Source organism: Haloferax massiliensis (assembly GCF_001368915.1).
GTDB lineage: Archaea > Halobacteriota > Halobacteria > Halobacteriales > Haloferacaceae > Haloferax > Haloferax massiliensis.
Window position 1 is genome coordinate 776,887 of sequence record NZ_CSTE01000001.1, and the last position, 16,608, is coordinate 793,494.

The 16,608-nt window shown below is 66.4% G+C and carries 21 protein-coding genes; 11 read left to right on the forward strand and 10 right to left on the reverse strand.

Annotation, left to right across the window (positions count from 1 at the left end):
* Nucleotides 1–214 precede the first annotated feature (214 nt).
* The 3 genes from BN996_RS03785 to eif1A form a co-directional block, all read right to left on the reverse strand.
* Nucleotides 215–757: a KH domain-containing protein gene (locus BN996_RS03785; protein WP_089777221.1), complete on the reverse strand. Its 543-nt coding sequence runs from the start codon at nt 755–757 to the stop codon at nt 215–217.
* A gap of 93 nt (nt 758–850) precedes the next feature.
* The gene (rio1, locus tag BN996_RS03790; protein WP_089777222.1) at nt 851–1,714 is read right to left on the reverse strand and encodes a serine/threonine-protein kinase Rio1; all 864 of its coding nucleotides are present in this window, start codon (nt 1,712–1,714) and stop codon (nt 851–853) included.
* A gap of 90 nt (nt 1,715–1,804) precedes the next feature.
* Nucleotides 1,805–2,095: a translation initiation factor eIF-1A gene (gene eif1A / locus BN996_RS03795; RefSeq protein ID WP_004045248.1), complete on the reverse strand. Its 291-nt coding sequence runs from the start codon at nt 2,093–2,095 to the stop codon at nt 1,805–1,807.
* A 105-nt stretch (nt 2,096–2,200) separates the two neighbouring features.
* Here eif1A and BN996_RS03800 point away from each other — a divergent pair, with 105 nt between their 5' ends.
* On the forward strand, nt 2,201–2,380 hold the full coding sequence (locus BN996_RS03800; RefSeq protein WP_004973908.1) for a DUF7470 family protein: 180 nt from the start codon (nt 2,201–2,203) through the stop codon (nt 2,378–2,380).
* Nucleotides 2,381–2,404: 24 nt separating this feature from the next.
* On the opposite strand, the gene BN996_RS03805 is transcribed toward BN996_RS03800, so the two are convergent.
* Nucleotides 2,405–3,391 carry a tyrosine--tRNA ligase gene (locus BN996_RS03805; protein WP_089777223.1) on the reverse strand — a complete coding sequence of 329 codons (987 nt, stop codon included), beginning with the start codon at nt 3,389–3,391 and terminating at the stop codon, nt 2,405–2,407.
* A 20-nt stretch (nt 3,392–3,411) separates the two neighbouring features.
* Between BN996_RS03805 and BN996_RS03810 the strand changes: the two genes are divergently transcribed.
* Entirely contained in the window at nt 3,412–3,789 is a 378-nt protein-coding gene (locus BN996_RS03810; RefSeq protein ID WP_089777224.1) for an ATPase, read from the forward strand.
* 15 nt (nt 3,790–3,804) lie between these two features.
* Here BN996_RS03810 and BN996_RS03815 read toward each other — a convergent pair whose 3' ends face one another.
* The gene (locus BN996_RS03815) at nt 3,805–5,808 is read right to left on the reverse strand and encodes a DUF460 domain-containing protein (RefSeq protein ID WP_089777225.1); all 2,004 of its coding nucleotides are present in this window, start codon (nt 5,806–5,808) and stop codon (nt 3,805–3,807) included.
* Between the two features lie 154 nt (nt 5,809–5,962).
* Here BN996_RS03815 and BN996_RS03820 point away from each other — a divergent pair, with 154 nt between their 5' ends.
* Nucleotides 5,963–6,967 carry a prohibitin family protein gene (locus BN996_RS03820; protein WP_089777226.1) on the forward strand — a complete coding sequence of 335 codons (1,005 nt, stop codon included), beginning with the start codon at nt 5,963–5,965 and terminating at the stop codon, nt 6,965–6,967.
* Between the two features lie 8 nt (nt 6,968–6,975).
* Entirely contained in the window at nt 6,976–7,320 is a 345-nt protein-coding gene (locus BN996_RS03825; protein ID WP_089777227.1) for a DUF8108 domain-containing protein, read from the forward strand.
* Nucleotides 7,321–7,362: 42 nt separating this feature from the next.
* On the opposite strand, the gene BN996_RS03830 is transcribed toward BN996_RS03825, so the two are convergent.
* Complete coding sequence (locus BN996_RS03830) at nt 7,363–8,241, reverse strand: PhzF family phenazine biosynthesis protein (RefSeq protein WP_089777228.1); 879 nt, start codon at nt 8,239–8,241, stop codon at nt 7,363–7,365.
* Between the two features lie 48 nt (nt 8,242–8,289).
* Nucleotides 8,290–9,237, reverse strand: a complete 948-nt coding sequence (rnz, locus tag BN996_RS03835) for a ribonuclease Z (protein WP_193310928.1) — start codon at nt 9,235–9,237, stop codon at nt 8,290–8,292.
* 142 nt (nt 9,238–9,379) lie between these two features.
* On the opposite strand from rnz, the gene BN996_RS03840 reads away from it, so the two are divergent.
* The 3 genes from BN996_RS03840 to BN996_RS19700 all read left to right on the forward strand — a co-directional run bounded on the left by BN996_RS03840 (nt 9,380) and on the right by BN996_RS19700 (nt 11,322).
* Complete coding sequence (locus BN996_RS03840; protein ID WP_089777230.1) at nt 9,380–10,405, forward strand: AAA family ATPase; 1,026 nt, start codon at nt 9,380–9,382, stop codon at nt 10,403–10,405.
* On the forward strand, nt 10,406–11,011 hold the full coding sequence (locus BN996_RS03845; RefSeq protein WP_089777231.1) for a protein sorting system archaetidylserine decarboxylase: 606 nt from the start codon (nt 10,406–10,408) through the stop codon (nt 11,009–11,011).
* A gap of 128 nt (nt 11,012–11,139) precedes the next feature.
* A complete protein-coding gene (locus BN996_RS19700) occupies nt 11,140–11,322 on the forward strand; it encodes a hypothetical protein (RefSeq protein ID WP_139043097.1) in 183 nt (60 codons plus the stop codon).
* A 703-nt stretch (nt 11,323–12,025) separates the two neighbouring features.
* Here BN996_RS19700 and BN996_RS03850 read toward each other — a convergent pair.
* Both BN996_RS03850 and BN996_RS03855 read right to left on the reverse strand, forming a co-directional pair.
* Nucleotides 12,026–12,235, reverse strand: a complete 210-nt coding sequence (locus BN996_RS03850) for a hypothetical protein (RefSeq protein ID WP_089777232.1) — start codon at nt 12,233–12,235, stop codon at nt 12,026–12,028.
* A 96-nt stretch (nt 12,236–12,331) separates the two neighbouring features.
* Nucleotides 12,332–13,162: a methyltransferase domain-containing protein gene (locus BN996_RS03855; RefSeq protein ID WP_089777312.1), complete on the reverse strand. Its 831-nt coding sequence runs from the start codon at nt 13,160–13,162 to the stop codon at nt 12,332–12,334.
* Nucleotides 13,163–13,295: 133 nt separating this feature from the next.
* On the opposite strand from BN996_RS03855, the gene BN996_RS03860 reads away from it, so the two are divergent.
* The 4 genes from BN996_RS03860 (at nt 13,296) to BN996_RS03875 (ending at nt 15,678) form a co-directional block, all read left to right on the forward strand.
* Complete coding sequence (locus tag BN996_RS03860) at nt 13,296–13,607, forward strand: DUF5658 family protein (RefSeq protein WP_089777233.1); 312 nt, start codon at nt 13,296–13,298, stop codon at nt 13,605–13,607.
* 58 nt (nt 13,608–13,665) lie between these two features.
* A complete protein-coding gene (locus BN996_RS03865; protein ID WP_004968907.1) occupies nt 13,666–14,235 on the forward strand; it encodes a TATA-box-binding protein in 570 nt (189 codons plus the stop codon).
* A gap of 78 nt (nt 14,236–14,313) precedes the next feature.
* Nucleotides 14,314–14,691: a DUF7473 family protein gene (locus BN996_RS03870; protein ID WP_089777234.1), complete on the forward strand. Its 378-nt coding sequence runs from the start codon at nt 14,314–14,316 to the stop codon at nt 14,689–14,691.
* An 18-nt stretch (nt 14,692–14,709) separates the two neighbouring features.
* Nucleotides 14,710–15,678 carry a CPBP family intramembrane glutamic endopeptidase gene (locus BN996_RS03875; RefSeq protein WP_089777235.1) on the forward strand — a complete coding sequence of 323 codons (969 nt, stop codon included), beginning with the start codon at nt 14,710–14,712 and terminating at the stop codon, nt 15,676–15,678.
* 15 nt (nt 15,679–15,693) lie between these two features.
* Here BN996_RS03875 and hisG read toward each other — a convergent pair whose 3' ends face one another.
* The gene (gene hisG, locus BN996_RS03880) at nt 15,694–16,539 is read right to left on the reverse strand and encodes an ATP phosphoribosyltransferase (RefSeq protein ID WP_089777236.1); all 846 of its coding nucleotides are present in this window, start codon (nt 16,537–16,539) and stop codon (nt 15,694–15,696) included.
* Between the last annotated feature and the right edge of the window lie 69 nt (nt 16,540–16,608).

The window sequence follows — 16,608 nt, forward strand, 5'->3', positions numbered from 1 at the left end:
ATCGCCTGATTGTTTGTGATTCTATAAAAAAGCTTCGCTTATTGGTATGTCAAAACGCAACACGGTGGGGTGGTCGTGTCCCGTCGAGGGCGGTCGATTTTGCGGGTTTATCCCCGGTTTCCGGCGGGTCGCCTCGCCAGTCTCGAAGCCGGTGCGATGAAAAGACGATGCGGGCGAGTGCCGTGTCGGCGGTGGACTCGTCGGCGGTGGCGTCTCAGTTGTTCTGCCGGACGTTGAAGCCCTGGGTCAGTTCGTTGTGCTTCCGTTCGAGGAAGGAGTACACCGCGCCGTGGGGCGCGCCGTCGAGAATCATCTCGACCGCCCGGCGGACGGCCTCGACCTCCTCGGACTGGCCGATGATGCCGAGCGTCGAGCCGTAGATGACCACGTCGGCACCCGTCAGCTCCTCCATGAGTTCGCGGGTGCGGCCGTTCTCGCCGATGAGGCGGCCCTTCTGCCGCCGCATGTCGTTTTTGTTTCGGGTGTGCCGGTCGATATCGATGAGTTCGAACATCATCATGTCGTCGTCGAGGAGCGCCATCGCGTCCTCCGGGGCGAAGCCGCGGCCGACCGCTCGGACCACGTCGGGGGCGACCATGCCGAGCACGGGGTCGCCGACGCTGTCGATGGCGACGCTGCCGTTCTCCGAGTCCACGTCGAGTCGGACTTCCGCGCGACTCTCTATCTCTCGGAGCGTCGAGCCACCTTCGCCGATGAGAACACCGATACGGTCCTGCGGCACCTTGACGTGCTGCATATCACCCGATACCCGTCGGAGTGGTTTAAGCGTTCGCTCGGCGGGTCGCCGCGTGTCTCGGTCTCACACCCGTCTCGCGGCGGGTCTGTGTCGCTACTCGTCTTCGTCGTCCTCGTCGGCCGTGACGAACTCGTACAGCGAGTCGCCGTCGGCGTCGGCCCCCTGCCGCCGGAAGAAGTTGGCCACGTTGCGGCAGTCCCGCCGGAGGAACTCCTCGGCGTTGGGGTGGTGGACCGTGACGGCCTGTCCGAGGTCGATGACGACGAGTTCGCCGTCGTGGATGATGAGGTTGTACTCCGAGAGGTCGCCGTGGACGAGGCCGGCGCGGTGGAGTCGGCGCATGTACTCGCGGACGACCTCGTAGGCGGTCTGTGGGTTCTCGACGCGCACTTCCGAGAGCCGTCGCGCCCGGTCGTCGACGACGCCGACGAGTTCCATCACGAGGACGTTCCGCTGGACCGCGATGGGCTTCGGCACGCGAACGCCGGCGCGCTGGGCACGTTGGAGGTTGGCGAACTCCTTTCTGACCCACGCGCGGACGACCTGCCCCTTGTCGTGGCCGATGTTCTCGAAGCGCGGGTCGCCTTCGAGGTAGTCGCGCATGTGCCGGAAGTCGGAGGCGTTGATGCGGTATATCTTGACCGCCACGTCGGTGTCGTCGCCGCCGAGCGCCTCGAAGACGTTGGCCTCCTTGCCCGTCGAAATCGGGCCGCCGAACGCGTCGATATGCCCGTCTTGGACGAGTTTGTAGATGGCGGCGAAGGTCGCGTCGTCGAACACCGACTGCTCGACTTTGAACTGGTCGGCGTCCTTCAACCGCATCCGGAACTCGTCGAAGTCGCGGTCCTTGCGGCGCGCGATGCGGTCCGCCTCGTCGTCGGAGACGTCTATCTCCTCCCACTCGTCGCCGAACGCCTCGCCCTCCTGGGGTTCGACCATGCCGAACTCGTCAGTCATTGGACTAGGGCTACGAGAGGCGAGATGAAAAGGGCACAGGCTCCGGGTTCGGCGTCGTTCGGGGGACAATCAGGCGCTGTCTCGGGCGCGTTACTGGATGTGGCCTTCGCGGCGGAGCTGGTCGGCCTCGGACTTCTCGTAGCGCCAGCTCACGTCGGCCTTCTCGTCCTGCCAGTCCCACGGCTCGACGAGCACCACGTCGTCCTCTCGAATCCAGATACGCTTCTGCATCCGTCCGGGAATGCGAGCGGTCCGCTCGACGCCGTCGGCACAGCGGACGCGAATACGATTGGCCCCGAGCATGTTCGTCACGACGGCGAACACTTCGTCGTCGTTCGGCATTCGAAGGTCTCGGCGGCTCTCGTTCTCGTCGTCGCTCATGCGCGAGCGTTCGACGTGGGCATGGTTAAATCCGCCGACGTTCGGCCGGTAGGAAGCGTCCAACGGAACGACGCGTTTAGGGCGGTCCCGAAACGCCGTCGTGATATGCTCGACAAACTCGGTACGAAAGGCATCGCCGGCGTCGTCTCGCTGCTCTTGGGTATCGGTATCGTCGCCTATCAGGCTCCCGTCGTCGCGGCGGGGCTCGCGTTCGTCGTCGCCGGCCTCGGCCTCGTCGCCAGCGGCCTCGCCGAGGGCGTCATGAAGATGTTCGGGATGGCCTGACGGGCCGCCGATTCCCGCGTTGGCTCACTCCGCTATCTTCGCGCGACCCGGTTCGATGAGTTCGTCGAGGTAGTCGGCGAGCGCGCCCTTCGCGTCGGCCGGGTGGAGTTCGCCGGATTCGAGGTCGGCCGCCAGCGACTCGTAGTCGTCGTAGTCGAGGTTCCCGCCGTACTGCTCGGGGCGCTCGACGACGACGCGCTCGAAGCGCGGGAAGACGTGGTACTCGAAAATCTGGAGGACGGGGTTCTCGCGTTCCTCGCCCTCGTCGGTCGGGTCGGGGTCGGCCGTCGGCGGGCAGAACGCGCCGTTGACCTTGTCTTCGATGTCCTCGGTGGTGTCCTCCATCGAGATGGTGACGCCGGCCGAGGAGGACATCTTGCCGATGCCCGTCCCGAGGTCCGCGATGAGCGGCGTGTGCATGCAGGTCGGCGACTCCTCGCCGATGCTCGGGAGCATGTCGCGGGCGAGCATGTGGACCTTGCGCTGTTCCATCCCGCCGATGGCGAGGTCCACGTCGAGGTAGACGATGTCGAGCGCCTGCATGATGGGGTAGACCGCCTGCGCGACGGTGACGCCCTCGCCGCTTTTGATTTCGGCCATGGCGCGCTCGGCGCGCGAGAGCGTCGTCTCCAGTTCGAGCGCGTGCAGGTCGAGGACGTAGCTCTCGTCGAGCTGGTACTCCGAGCCGAGGACGAACTCCGTCTGGCTCTCGTCGAGACCGTAGGCGATGAACTGTTCTTTCATCCGCTCGGCCGTCTGCCGAATCTCCTCGAAGGTGCCCTTGCCGTTGAGGTAGGCGTGTACGTCCGCGAGGAGCACGACTACCTCGAAGCCCGCCGCCTGGAGGTCGATGAGCTTGTTGGCGGTGAGCATGTGACCGATGTGGAGGACGCCGGAGGGCTCGTAGCCCACGTACGCTCGCTTGCCCTCGGGGTCGTCGGCCAGCGCGCGCACTTCGTCCTCCGTGACCACTTCGGAGGCGTTCCGAGTGATCAGGTCGTATGCGTCCATATCTGTTCGGAGTCGGGGACGTGGGATATGACTTCTGGAAGCCGCTCGCGGGCGAAACGGACAACACCCACCGGTCCCAACTCCGGGTGATGTCCGACTCAGGAACCACGACGCGTGCGCCCGCCATCATCTTCGCCGCGCTCATCCTCGTCGTCTTCGGCCTGCTCGCGGCCATGTGGGCGTCGGTCCGCGGCGGCGACCTCCTCCCGTACATCCTCGGCTTCGCCGTCTACTTCCTCGCCGTTCACGTCTACCTGCCGTACCGGGTCCACAAAGACGCGACGCTCAAGGGGCGAAACGCGACGTTCTGGGCCGTGCTCGCCTTCCTGGTCCCGCTCGTCGGGGCGGCGCTGTACTTTGTCGTCGCCGTCGTCGTCGTCGGCGACACGACAGACTGAAAGTCCGACTCGACGCTATCCGCGCCGGTTCTCGGCGCGGTGTTCGGAGATTATCTGGTCGACCATCTCTTTTTGCTGTTCTTTCTGTCGTTCTTCCGCCCGCGACTCCCAATCGGCGATGGCGGATTCGACCTCGGACTCCTTCGCCACGGCGAGTTCGTCTATCTCCCGTATCGTCACGCCGTCGGCGGGTGCGACCGGAATATCGGCGTCGAACAGCACCTCGTCTGCGACCTCCGAGAGGTTGCCCGACCGGAGGACGACCCGCGGGTCGAACTCGGCGAGTCGCTCGGCGGTCGTCCGCCCCGCGCCGCTGGCGTCGCGGAGGTAGACCACGTCGCCCGCGGCGATGCCGTACTCCTCGACGGTGTGGTCGAGCGCGCCGTTGGTGAACTGCTCGACGATTTTGACGGGCACCAAATTCCCGTTCGCGTTCACGTCCGCGAAGTTCGAGTGGTCGAGCTTCCACAGCGACTTCAGTTGGTCGAGCTTGTCGGCGAGCTCCGCCTTCTCGGATTCGAGCGACTCGACCTTCCGCTCTAACCGGCCGTTCTCGCGTTCGAGCCGGGTGACCTCCCGGCGCTCGCGGGCCTCGCGGCGCTCCTCGCGGCGGGCGTCGGAGAGTTCCTCCTTGTACTCCTCGATGGTCTCGTCTTTCTCCTCGATGGTCGACTTCAGGTCCTCGACGTGCGATTCGAGGCGCTCGACCCGCGACCGCAACTCCCGAATCTCGCGTTCTTCGGGCGTGAGTTCGGGTTCCTCGTGGGCCTCCTCGTCGGCGTCGTCGCCGCCGGATTCGCCCCCGTCGTCGTCCATCTCGCGGAGGACGGCCTCGACCGACTCCTCGCTGGCGAGGACGCGGGCGATGACCTCCTCTCGGTCCACGTCGGCGGGCACCTTCCGGGAGATGCGCTCGAACTGGTCTTCGTGGTCGTCGAAGGCGAATAGCGCCGCCGCGAGGGCGTCGCGCTCGTGGTCGTTGTCGTAGTCGACCTCGCGGGTCCGGTGGAGCTTCTCGTCCACCGGGATGTCGCTCGCGGGGGCCCAGCCGGCGGCGTCGAAGCTCCGTCGGAACTTCTCGACCGTCTCGGGCATCGGCTGGACGTCGGCGGCGACGAGACTCGGTCGCCCGCGCTCGATGAGCCACTCGATGACCGCGGCGGTGTCGGCGGTGCGCGTCGAGTGCACGTCGAGGACGCGCCCGTCGAAGCCGACGACGGCGACGGCGGTGGTCGTGCCGGGGTCGATGCCGACGATGACGCGGTCGCGGCGCTTCACGAGCGGTTCGAACTCGATGCCGTCGCGGCGCTCGCGCTCGATTTCGACGCGGGTGTCGCCCGAGCGGTGGGTGGACACGGGGATGTCCTCGGGCCGCGCCTCGACGGTGAAAAGCGCCTGCGAGTAGCCGCCGTACTTCTCGGTCACGTCCCGCTCGTAGTCGAGGTTGGCCTCCTTCAGCGCGGACTCGACCTCGCGGGCCTGCTGTTTGACCGACCCGTGGATGCGGCGCGTGTAGCGGTCCTGACTCCACCCGCCCTTGCCGGTCGAGCGCCCGCGAGAGACCTTCACGGTCGTCGTGTTCTCGAAGGCGGCGACCTCGTAGCCGACGTTGCCGAGGGCGAGGCGCGCCGCGGCCTCGGCCTCCTTCATCGGGTCTTTGCCGTAGGGGACGCCGTGGCGCGAGGCGACCCGAGACAGGGGTTCCGGGCGTTCTGCGCCGGTCACTTGCACCAACTGCGTCCCGTGGGGAAGCCACCGCAGGAAGCGGACCAAATCGTCCTTGTCGGTCGCCAACTCGTACATGTTGTCCGTGGCGACGACGCGCGGTTCGTCGCGCTCGATGAGTCGGCGTAACTTGCGGAAGGAGACCACGTCTCGTTCGATTCGGACCTCGTCTGACTCGGTGTCTCGGGTGTCCAACACGACCAGCGCGTACGACGGCGAGTCGCCGCGGATATCGCCGCTCTGGATGTCGACGCCGAAGACGACCGAGTCGAGCGCACTCGTCCGGTCGTTCACGACGGCGACTAGGGCCGCGCCGGATATATACTCCACGCCGGTGACCGGTCTCGACTCGGTCGGGTGTCGCGTTTGCGCGACGCCCGTCCGTCGAGTCCAGAGAACCCCCGACTTACACGAAACAAACAAGTCTCGGCTATTTGAAAGTAGAGTGATGAGTTCTGATATCCCCGACCCGCCGTCGGTGACCTCCCGGTCGCTGACGCGCATCGCCCTCATCGGTGTCGTCGCCCTCCTCCTTATCGCCGCCCCCATCGCCGGGCTCCTCGCGTGGGAACCCGTCGAAGAGGGGAACGTCAAGGTCGTCAAGAAGTGGGGCGCGACCACCGGCACCGTCTTCGAACCCGGCGCGCACTTCGTCAACCCCGTCTCGCAGTCGACCTCGTCGCTGTCGGTGCGACCGCAGTCGTACACGATGTCGTCGTCGACGAGCGAAGGCGACAGGCGCGGCGACGACGCCATCACCGTCCTGACCGAAGACGGACTTCGAACGGACATCGACGTGACCGTCCGCTACCGCATCGACGCCGGGCAGGCGGTCGAGTTCTACCGTAACTACCGGACGCTCGCCACCGCCGAGGAGCGCCTGATTCGCCCGTCGATTCGGTCCGTGCTCCGGACCGAGGCCGGTCGACTGCCCGTCACCGTCATCTACACCGGCGAGGGGCAGACCCAGCTGAAGGCCGCCGCCGAGAAGGAACTCGCCGAGGAGTTCGCCGACGACGGTCTCATCCTCGAAGCGGTGCAGGTCCGCAACGTCGAACTCCCCGCCGAGTACGCCCAGGCAGTCGAACAGAAGGAAATCACCGAACAGCGCCGCCAGCAGAAGCAGGACGAACTCGCCGTCGAGGAACTCGAAGCCGAGCGCAAGCGCATCGAGGCGCAGGGGCAGGCCGACGCCAACCGCATCATCGCCGAGTCGCTGTCCGACGAGGTGCTGGCCCAGAAGTACATCGAGAAACTCGACGAGACGGACACCGTCTACATCCCGGTCGGCGACGGCGGCTACCCGCAGTTCGTCCGGTCGCTCGATAACGACGGTTCGTCGTCGGATTCGTCCTCGTCGTCCACCGGCTCGTCGTCGGACGCTCGCTCGGCGTCGTCCAGTTCGTCGGGGTCGTCGTCCTCGTCCGGCTCCGAAAACGAGACGAGCAACTGACGCCGTCGATGCGTCTCCTCCGTGAACTGGCCGCCGCGGTCGTGTTACTCGTCATCGTCGGCGTCCTCGCGCGCTCCGGCGTCGGTCGGTTCGTCCTACCGGTCGTCGGGCTCGCGGTCGCCGCGGCGCTCGTGGCGCTCCTGTCCAAACGGCCGGCGTACTCGCGGACGGCGGTCGGTCCGCGGACGAGAATCATCGAGTCGGCCGTCGAGTCGGCCGACGCCGCCTGCGTCGAGTGCGGGTCGCCCGCGACGACGCGCCGGCGCTACGTCCGCGAGTGGGTCGTCCTCGGAGTCCCCGTCGTCCTCCTCGACGACGGCGAGAACCCGGTCTGCGACGCCCACCGCGACTGACCCGCCCTCGTTTTTTGGCACGACGGCCCGTTCAGCGGCCGGTCAGACGAGTCTCCCCTCCGAGACGAACTCGACGCGCCCGCCGACGCGGACCGCCACCTCGTCGCCCCGGTCCTCGGCTTCGAGGTGGAGGTGCGACGGCCGACCCATCTCGTAGCCCTGCTCGACCGCGACCTCGATTTCGTCGTCGCCGAAGTAGCGATGGCGGGCGAGGTAGCCGGCGAAACAGCCGTTTGCGCTCCCGGTCGCGGGGTCCTCGGCGACGCCGTGGCCGGGCGCGTACATCCGCGCCGCGAAGTCGTTCGCGTCGTCGCGGGGGTCCGGGCAGAACAGAAAGAGGTTCTCGACGCCCACGTCGTCGAAGAACGACCGGTACGCGGGGGTAAACACCTCGCTCCGGGCGAGCGCGTCGCGGTCGCGGAGCGGCACCATCACCGCCGGGAGACCGGTCGAGACGACCTGTATCGGCCAGTCCGAGTTGAAGTCGGTCGCGTCGAGCGACAGCACCTCCGCGAGCGTCTCGGGGTCGAGTTCTTCGCCGAACGCCGGCGCGTTCTGCGTCATCCAGTACTGCTCGCTGTCGCTTCCGTCGGACCGGACCTCGACCGAAATCGGACCGACGCCGAGGTTCAGCGTCACCTCGTCGCCCGCGCCGAAGTGCTCGCGGAGGACGGCGGCCGTCCCGAGCGTCGGGTGTCCGGCGAACGGAATCTCGCCGTCCGGCGTGAAGATGCGAACGTCGTAGCCGTCGTCGGGCGACCCGCCCTCGATGAACGTCGTCTCCGAGTAGTTCGTCTCGTTGGCGAGCGCGGCCATCTGGTCGGAACTGAGCGCGTCCGCGTCCTCGAAGACAGCCAGTTGGTTCCCGGCGTACTTCGCCGTGGCGAACACGTCGACGGTGTGGAAGGCGTTCTGCGGCACATCGACGGGTGCGCGCGGGCGGGAGAAAAGCGTACCGCGGCCCGCGGACTACTCGCCGGTCTCGGCCCCGCCGCCGTCGCTGTCGGCGTACGGGACCTCAAGTTTCTGACCGTCTTCGGCGACGAACGCCTCGCCGTCGTACACCTCGCGGGCCTGTTCGAGAAGCGGGCCCGGGTCGGCGGCGTACCGGGCGGAGATATGCGTCAGCGCGAACCGCCGAACGTCGGCGTCGCGGGCGACGCGAGCGGCCTCGCGCGCGGTCGAGTGCGCGGTCTGTTTCGCCCGCTCGGCCTCCTCGTCGGTGAACGTCGCGTCGTGGACGAGCAGGTCGGCGTCGCGGGCGACCTCGACGGTCGAGTCGAGCGGGCGGGTGTCGCCGGTGTAGACGACGGTTCGACCGGGTCGGGGGTCGCCGACGACCTGCTCGGAGCGCACGACGGTTCCGTCTTCGAGTTCGACGTCCTCGCCGGCGTGGAGGCGGCCGAACGCCGGGCCGACGGGGACGCCGAGTTCCTCGGCCTTCTCGCGGTCGAACCGGCCGGGGCGGTCGTCCTCGACGAGGGCGTAGCCGACCGAGGCGGTCCGGTGTTCGGTGTCGAACGCGCGGACCTCGTAGTCGTCGGCGCGGTAGGCGACGTTGCCGGGGCGGACCTCGTGGACGGAGACGTGAAAGCCGGGCTGGTAGCCGCCGGCGTGGACGAGCGTTTCGAGGTGGCGTTTGCTCCCCGGCGGGCCGTGGATGGCCAGCGAGGCGTCGCGGTCGTTGAAGTCGAGCGTCTGAATCAGGCCGGGGATGCCGAGGATGTGGTCGCCGTGGAGGTGGGTGACGAACAGGTGGCTGACGCCGAACCCGGTCCCGTAGCGCATCATCTGGCGTTGGGTGCCCTCCCCGCAATCGAACAACAGGCGCTCGCCGTCGCGGTTCACGAGGAACGCGCTCGGCGCACGCGCCGTGGTGGGGACGGCCCCGCCGGTCCCGAGGAAGGTCGCGCGCATGGACATGCACCACAATGATAGCGGCGGGACTAAACGTGCGTCGAATCCGTCGCGGCCCCGGGACTCACCGTCCCGGGACGCCGCCCCCGCCCGACGCCCCGGACCGACCGATTCTTACCCGACCGTCTGCTACCGGAGTCCAATGGACGCGCCGCTGTGGACCGAGACGCACGCGCCGGGGCTCGACGACCTCCCACAGCCGGAGGTCCGCGACCGCCTCCGACGCGCCGTGGACGAACCGATGAACCTCGTCGTGCAGGGCCCGCCGGGCGTCGGCAAGACCGCCGCCGTCCGCGCGCTGGCCCGTGAGGCGCATTCGGACCCCGAAAACGACCTCATCGAACTCAACGTCGCGGACTTCTTCAACCGGACGAAAAAGCAGATTCGCGCCGACCCGCGGTTCGAGCAGTTCCTCGACGGCCGCAGTCGCATGGCGAAACGCGACATGATAAACCGCGTGCTGAAGGAGTCCGCCAGCTACGCCCCGATGTCCGGCGAGTACAAGACCATCGTCCTCGACAACGCCGAGTCCATCCGCGAGGACTTCCAGCAGGCGCTCCGCCGCGTGATGGAACAGCACCACCGGACCACGCAGTTCGTCATCACCACGCGCCAGCCCTCGAAGCTCATCCCGCCGATTCGCTCGCGGTGTTTCCCCGTCCCCATGCCCGCACCCGACGACGCGGCGCTCGAATCCCTCCTCGCGGCCATCCTCGACGCGGAGGGCGTCGACTACGACGACGGCGGCCTCCAGTTCCTCGCCGACGCCTCCAACGGGAACGTCCGGAAGGCCGTGCTCTCGGCCCAGCGGACGGCCACCGAGGCCGACGAGGTCACCATGTCCACGGTCCACGCCGCCCTCGGCGACGTGGGCTTCGACGACGAGCTGAAGACGCTCCTCATCAACGCCCGCGAGGGCGATATCAAGGACGCCCGCAAGACGCTCACGACGCTTCTCGACGACGAGGGCTACGAGGGACAGGAGCTCCTCCGCGACGTCCTCCGCGTCGCCGACTCGACCCCCGAACGGTTCGCCGACGGCGAACTCGCCCGCCTGCACGAACTCGCCGGGCAGGTCGACCTCGACATCTCGACGGGCATCGACGACCGCCTGCACATCACCCACCTCCTCACGAGTTGGGGCGCGGACGTCCGCGGCGAGGCATAGATGCGGTTCGCACCCGGCTACCGACGGTTCGCGCTCCCCGCCTTCGTCGGCGCGGCGGTCGCGGCGGTCGTCTTCCCGCCCCTCGGGGCCGCGCTCCTCGCTGTGGGCGCGTTCGTCCTCTGGTTCTTCCGCGACCCCGAGCGCTCGCCACCGGACGAACCGGGCGTCGTCGCCCCCGCCGACGGGCGCGTCTCAGTGATTCGCGTCGAGGACGGCCGCGTCCGCGTGGGCGTGTTCATGAACGTCACCGACGTGCACGTCAACCGCGCGCCCGTCTCCGGTTCGGTCCGAACCGTCACCCACCGCCCCGGCGCGCACAAACCGGCGTTCTCGAAGGACTCGGACCGCAACGAGCGCGTCGATATCGAACTCGACACCGACGCGGGCGACCACGAAGTGTCGCTCATCGCTGGCGCGTTCGCCCGCCGGATTCACTCGTACGTCGCCCCCGGCGACGAACTCGTCCGCGGGCAGAAACTCGGCCACATCGACTTCGGCTCCCGGGCGGACGTGCTGTTGCCGCCGGAGTACGGCTCCGACGACGTGGTCGTCGAGAAGGGCGAGTCGGTGCGGGCGGGCGAGACGGTGTTGGCGCGGCGGAATTAAACTGAATATGCAATAGTAGCGTGTGGTTGTTTCCAATTAATACTGGGAAGATATTAAATAGGGTGAGTAAGTGACATACTGGAATTTGGCACTTAATATCATAGCAAACATTCACATTCTATTTGACAATGACTCTCGATACGCTTGTACCCAGTAAGTCGGAAAAAGAATCTGAAGATGATGTCCAGAGAGATGAGGAGCTAGAAGAATCGTTTGCGACAACAATTGAACGTGTATTGGTAGTTGGCGGTACCATTGTTGGTGGGCTCGGTTTTCTTTTCTTCGGCTCTGTTGAAATCCTCAGGGCCTGACAGATGTCGCGTGCTGAATATAGAGGGTGAGTTCAGCAAGACTCTGATGTTCGTTTCACGCGACCAGTGACGAAACAGCCGTTAGGTAGGTGTGCATAGTTATCCTCGTGGTTTTCTAGCGTTCACCCGCTTCATCAAGGCGGCGAGAGTTGTACTTTTGAAAGAAATGCAACGACAATCCCACAATGATTAGCATGAGGCCGAGTGGGAGCGATATTAGTGCAAGAACCGCTCCGGCGATAGCGATGTAGATGAATTTCATGTGTTAGCAATATGACTTCTATTGGGTGATAGCCCTTGTGGGAGTTATAATAAAAATCCCCATACCTAACATCAAGACCAGCAAGGTCGAGTGACCGACTTGCGCGCTCTATTCAGCACGACCTCAAGAAACTATCAATAACTGAGGATTTCAACAGAGCCTTTTCTTCCCAATTATTCTGGGTCCCCTTGCGATACTCGCTGGTGCTCTTGAAGCAATACTTTACGACATTCGTCGTGGTGTTGCACTATCGCTCTCGGGTTTGGTGCATTAGTCATCGGCCTCCTTATCGGTTTTATGTCCCAAAATTGGACTTAGAAATAAATCACACCAAAATTCTATAGACAGATTCAGGACTACGAGTACGTGATGTTGCGCGTCGGCTCGGACGGCGACCTCACGCTTCAGAAGGAAGAGCTGTCGCGGCCTCGTCCACCACGACTACCGGAGCGCCTCGACCGCGAGCATCGCCAGCGAGCAGACGAGCGAGAGGACTGCCACCACGAGCGCGAACAGGTAGTACGGACTCGACCCGGCCGAATACGACAGGAGCGAAAACAGCAGAAACGACGACCCCATCGCGACGATGACCATCGCTCGCGGGTCGGGGTCGTACGCCTCGGAGACCGCTTTTCGAACTGTCCGGAACATGCATTCGCTTCGACGCGCTGGCTGATAGTCCTGTCGAGCGATTGACCGGACAATCACCGACTCGGCCGAACCTATCGACGTCGCCGCCGATTCCGACTACCGATGGAGCAGATGCACGTACCGCACCAGCGACCGGTGGACGCGGCGCTCGAACACGCGTTCGACCTCCCAGCCGGCGTCTTCGGCCTCCTCGGCCCACGACCGGTCGGCGACCATCACGCACTCGGGGGCGACTCGGCGGACCTCCGCCAGCGCGCCGCCGACGAGGTCCGAAAGCGAGTGTCGCGCGATTTTCGACTGCCGGCCGTAGGGGGCGTCGAACACCGCGCCGTCCATCGAGTCGTCGTTGAAGGGGAGCGAGGTGGCGTCGCCGCGGACCACGTCGCCGGAGCCAACGTAGTGACGCAGGTTCTCCCGCGCGCCGCCGACCATCTTCGCTTGGGCGTCGACGCCGACCACGTCGGCACCGACGAGGCCGGCTTCGAGGAGGACGCCGCCGGTGCCACACATCGGGTCCAAAATCCGGGCACCGGGCTCCGCGCCGGCCATGTTGACGAACGCGCGGGCGTCCACTGGGGCCATGCTCCCCGGTTGGAAGAACGGGCGGTCGGTCGGCTTCCGGTCGGCGAAGTCGCGGACGGCCTCGACGGCGGTCCAGCCGACGAGACAGGCGTCCTCGGAGAAGTAGACCCGAAGCTCGTGGTCGGGGTCGTCGAGGTCGACGCCGAAGCCGCGGTCGACGAGCGCCGACCCGAGTTCGCGCTCGGCGTCGGTCGTGCTGATATCGGTGAGCCCTCGGACGTCGCGGGCGCGGACGGCGACGGTCCCCTCGCGGTCGACGTTCGCGGCCGCGACGACCGTCACGCCCGTCGCGGCCGCCTCGGCCTCGCGGGCGGCGAAGGCGTCCTCCTCGCCGGCGAGTTCCAGTCCGTACACGCTCGGACCTGACGGGCCGCGGAAATGAGGGTATCGGTCGTCGCCGGCCACCGACCGGCCGTGCCGCTGACCGCGACATCCCGACGACGGCGAGACTTATACCGACCGCTCCGAATCCACCCGTATGGCCTCTCTCGACGCCATCATCTGGGGCGCGGCGGCGCTGGCCTACGGGCTCGGCGACTACGTCACGACCGTCCTCGGAGTCAGGATGGCCGGCGTGCAGGAAGGGAACCCCATCGTGCGACGCATCTCCGGCGGCGACCCCGGTCCGGGCTCGTTCGCGGCGTTGAAACTCGTCTCAATCGCGCTGTTCCTCGCCGCCTACTGGGCGCTCAGACCGTCGGTCGCTCGCCTCGCAGTTCCATTCTCACTGACAGTTCTCGGCGCGGTCGTCACCGTCCGAAACGTCCGGATTATTCGCCGTCGTACGTAAGCTGTCAACTTCTTGCACCAATCTTTTTAACCCTTAAATACGTGCCTTAAATCGTTGTATGACCGACCCCAAGGACACAATCAACATCGAAAACGTCGTCGCCTCCACGGGAATCGGCCAAGAGCTCGACCTCCAGAGCGTGGCGATGGACCTCGAGGGTGCCGACTACGACCCCGAGCAGTTTCCGGGACTCGTCTACCGGACGCAGGAGCCGAAGTCCGCGGCGCTCATCTTTCGGTCCGGGAAAATCGTCTGTACCGGCGCGAAGTCGACCGACGACGTCCACGAGAGCCTCGAAATCGTCTTCGACAAGCTCCGCGAGCTTCAGATTCCCGTCGACGACGACCCCGAAATCACCGTTCAGAACATCGTCACGAGCGCGGACCTCGGCGAGAACCTGAACCTCAACGCCATCGCCATCGGTCTCGGGCTCGAAAACATCGAGTACGAGCCGGAGCAGTTCCCCGGTCTCGTCTATCGCCTCGACGAACCGAGCGTCGTCGCCCTCCTCTTCGGGTCGGGCAAACTCGTCATCACGGGCGGCAAACAGCCGAAAGACGCCGAGGCGGCGGTCGACGTCATCATCTCGCGCCTCTCCGAACTCGGTCTCCTGAACGGGTCGTTCTAACGCGCCGGTCGCCCGGCCGCGCCGCGCGACCGGGACCGAATCGACCGAACCTAAGTCAGTCGCGTCCCACGGGCCGGTATGGACGCGCTCACCTTGCAGACGGCCGCCGGTGCGCCGGTCACGGCCGTCGCCGGAACGTTCGCGCTGTTCGCGCTGTTCCTCTCTCTCACCGCCCACATCGCCGCGCGGAACGTCCTCGGCGACGTGGAACTCAAGAAGGCGTTCGCCGTCGGGCCGGTTCCGGCGGCCGTCGCCGTCGTCTTCACCTCCTTCGGCTGGAACTCCTTCGTCGCGCTCGCGCTCGCAATCGGTCTCGATTTCGGCTTCGTCAAGTATCTCTACGGCCGGTCGAACCGCCTGTCGGCGTACGTGGTGACCATCCACTTCGTCGTCTCGGTGCTCCTCGGCAGCGTGCTGTTCGGCCTCGCCGCAATCCTCACGACCGCGCCCATCTGAGGCTCCCGCCGTACTTTCTTGACCGAGGCCGTCGAACCCCTCGCCGTGTCTCCCCGTCGCCTCCTCTGGAACGACACGGAACGCCGGCCGCGCGCCCCGTTCCGCCTGCTCGCGACGCCCGTCGTCTTCGTCGTCGTCTCACTGGTGGTCGGACTCTCGCTTTCGACCGCGCTCGGCGGCCTCGCCGAGTCCAGCCGACTCGTGTCGCTCGTCGTCTCCCTCGTCTCGGTCGGGGCGAGCGGCCTCGCCGCGCTCGTCGTCGCGCGGTACGTCGACAGACGAACCATCGCGGACCTCGGCCTCGGGTTCGACCGCGAGTGGGCGGTCGACCTCGCGTTCGGCCTCGCACTCGGAACCGGTCTGATGACCGCCGTCTTCGTCGTCGGCGTCGCGGCCGACTGGATTTCGGTCTCTCCCGCCCCGCTCGGCGTCGACCGACTGCTCGGCGTCGGCTCGCTTCTGGCGTTCTTCGTCGTCGTCGGCATCGCCGAGGAACTCCTGCTCCGGGGAATCGTTCTCACCGACGTCGCAGAGGGGCTCCGCTGGCGGTTCGACCCGGACGTGGCAGTCGCCGGCGGCCTCGCAGTCTCGTCGGCGGTGTTCGGCGTCGCCCACTACACCAACCCGAACGCGGGGTTCGCCAGCACGACGAGCATCACGCTCGCGGGCGTCATGCTCGGCCTCGGCTACGCGCTCACCGGCGACCTCGCCATCCCGACGGGAATCCACATCTCGTGGAACTTCGTGCAGGGCGGCGTCTTCGGCTTCGCGGTCAGCGGCCTCGACTTCGGCACGTCGCTCGTCGAGACGACGGAACGCGGCCCCGACGTGATTACCGGCGGCGCGTTCGGCCCCGAGGCCGGCCTGCTCGGCGTCGGCGCGATAGTGCTCGGGGCGGTCTGTATCGCGGCGTACGTCCGAGCGCGCCGCGGCGACCTCGGGTTCGACCCGTCGGTCACGGTGCCGGACCTGCGCTGGAAACAGTGAAAATCGGCGCGTCGCTTACTCGACCAACCGCTCGATTTCGGTCACGAGGATGCCGCTCGCGCCGACGTTCTTCAGGTCGCTGACGACCTCGAACACGTCGCGTTCGTTCACGACGGCGTGGACGGCCACGGTCGAGTCGCCGGCGACGTCCATCACGGTCGGTCCGCCGAGGCCGGGGATGACCTCCTTCACGTCGTCGAGTTTCTCGCGCGGCGCGTTCATCATCAGGTAGCGCTTGCCCTCCGCCGAGCGGACGGATTCGAGCGCCATGAGCAACTGCTGGACCTTCGGGTCGTCGACCACGTCGGGGCGGGCGAACAGCCGAACCGACGACGACAGCACCTCGTCAACGACGGCGAGGCGGTTCACCCGCAGGGTCGTCCCGGTCGAGGTGATGTCGATGATGGCGTCGGCCATCTCGACGTGCGGCGTCAGTTCGGTCGCGCCCGTGACCTCGACGACCTCGGCGTCGATGCCCTCCTCCTCGAAGTAAGTTCGCGCGATGTGCGGGAACTCGGTGGCGACGACCTTGCCCGAGACGTCGGCGACGGTCTCGATGTCGCCGTCCTCGGGCGCGGCGAGGACGAGCCGACACTTGCCGTACTCCAAATCGAGCAGGTCTTCGAGTTCGTGGCCCGACTCGCGGACTTGGTCGAGGCCCGTGATGCCGACCTCGGCGGCCCCGTCGCGGACGTACTCGGGGATGTCGGCGGCGCGGGCGAACAGCACGGTCACGTCGGGGTCGACGGTCCCGGCGTAGAGTTTGCGCTCGGCACCGTTGTCGAGGTGCAGTCCCGCACGCTCCAGGAGTTCTATCGTCGGTTCGTGCAGGCGGCCCTTGTTGGGCACGGCGATTCGCATACCTCTCCGTCACGTCCCGGAGGTAATTGACTTTCGCAAGCCGGAACGGTTTTTGACACGTATTCCAAA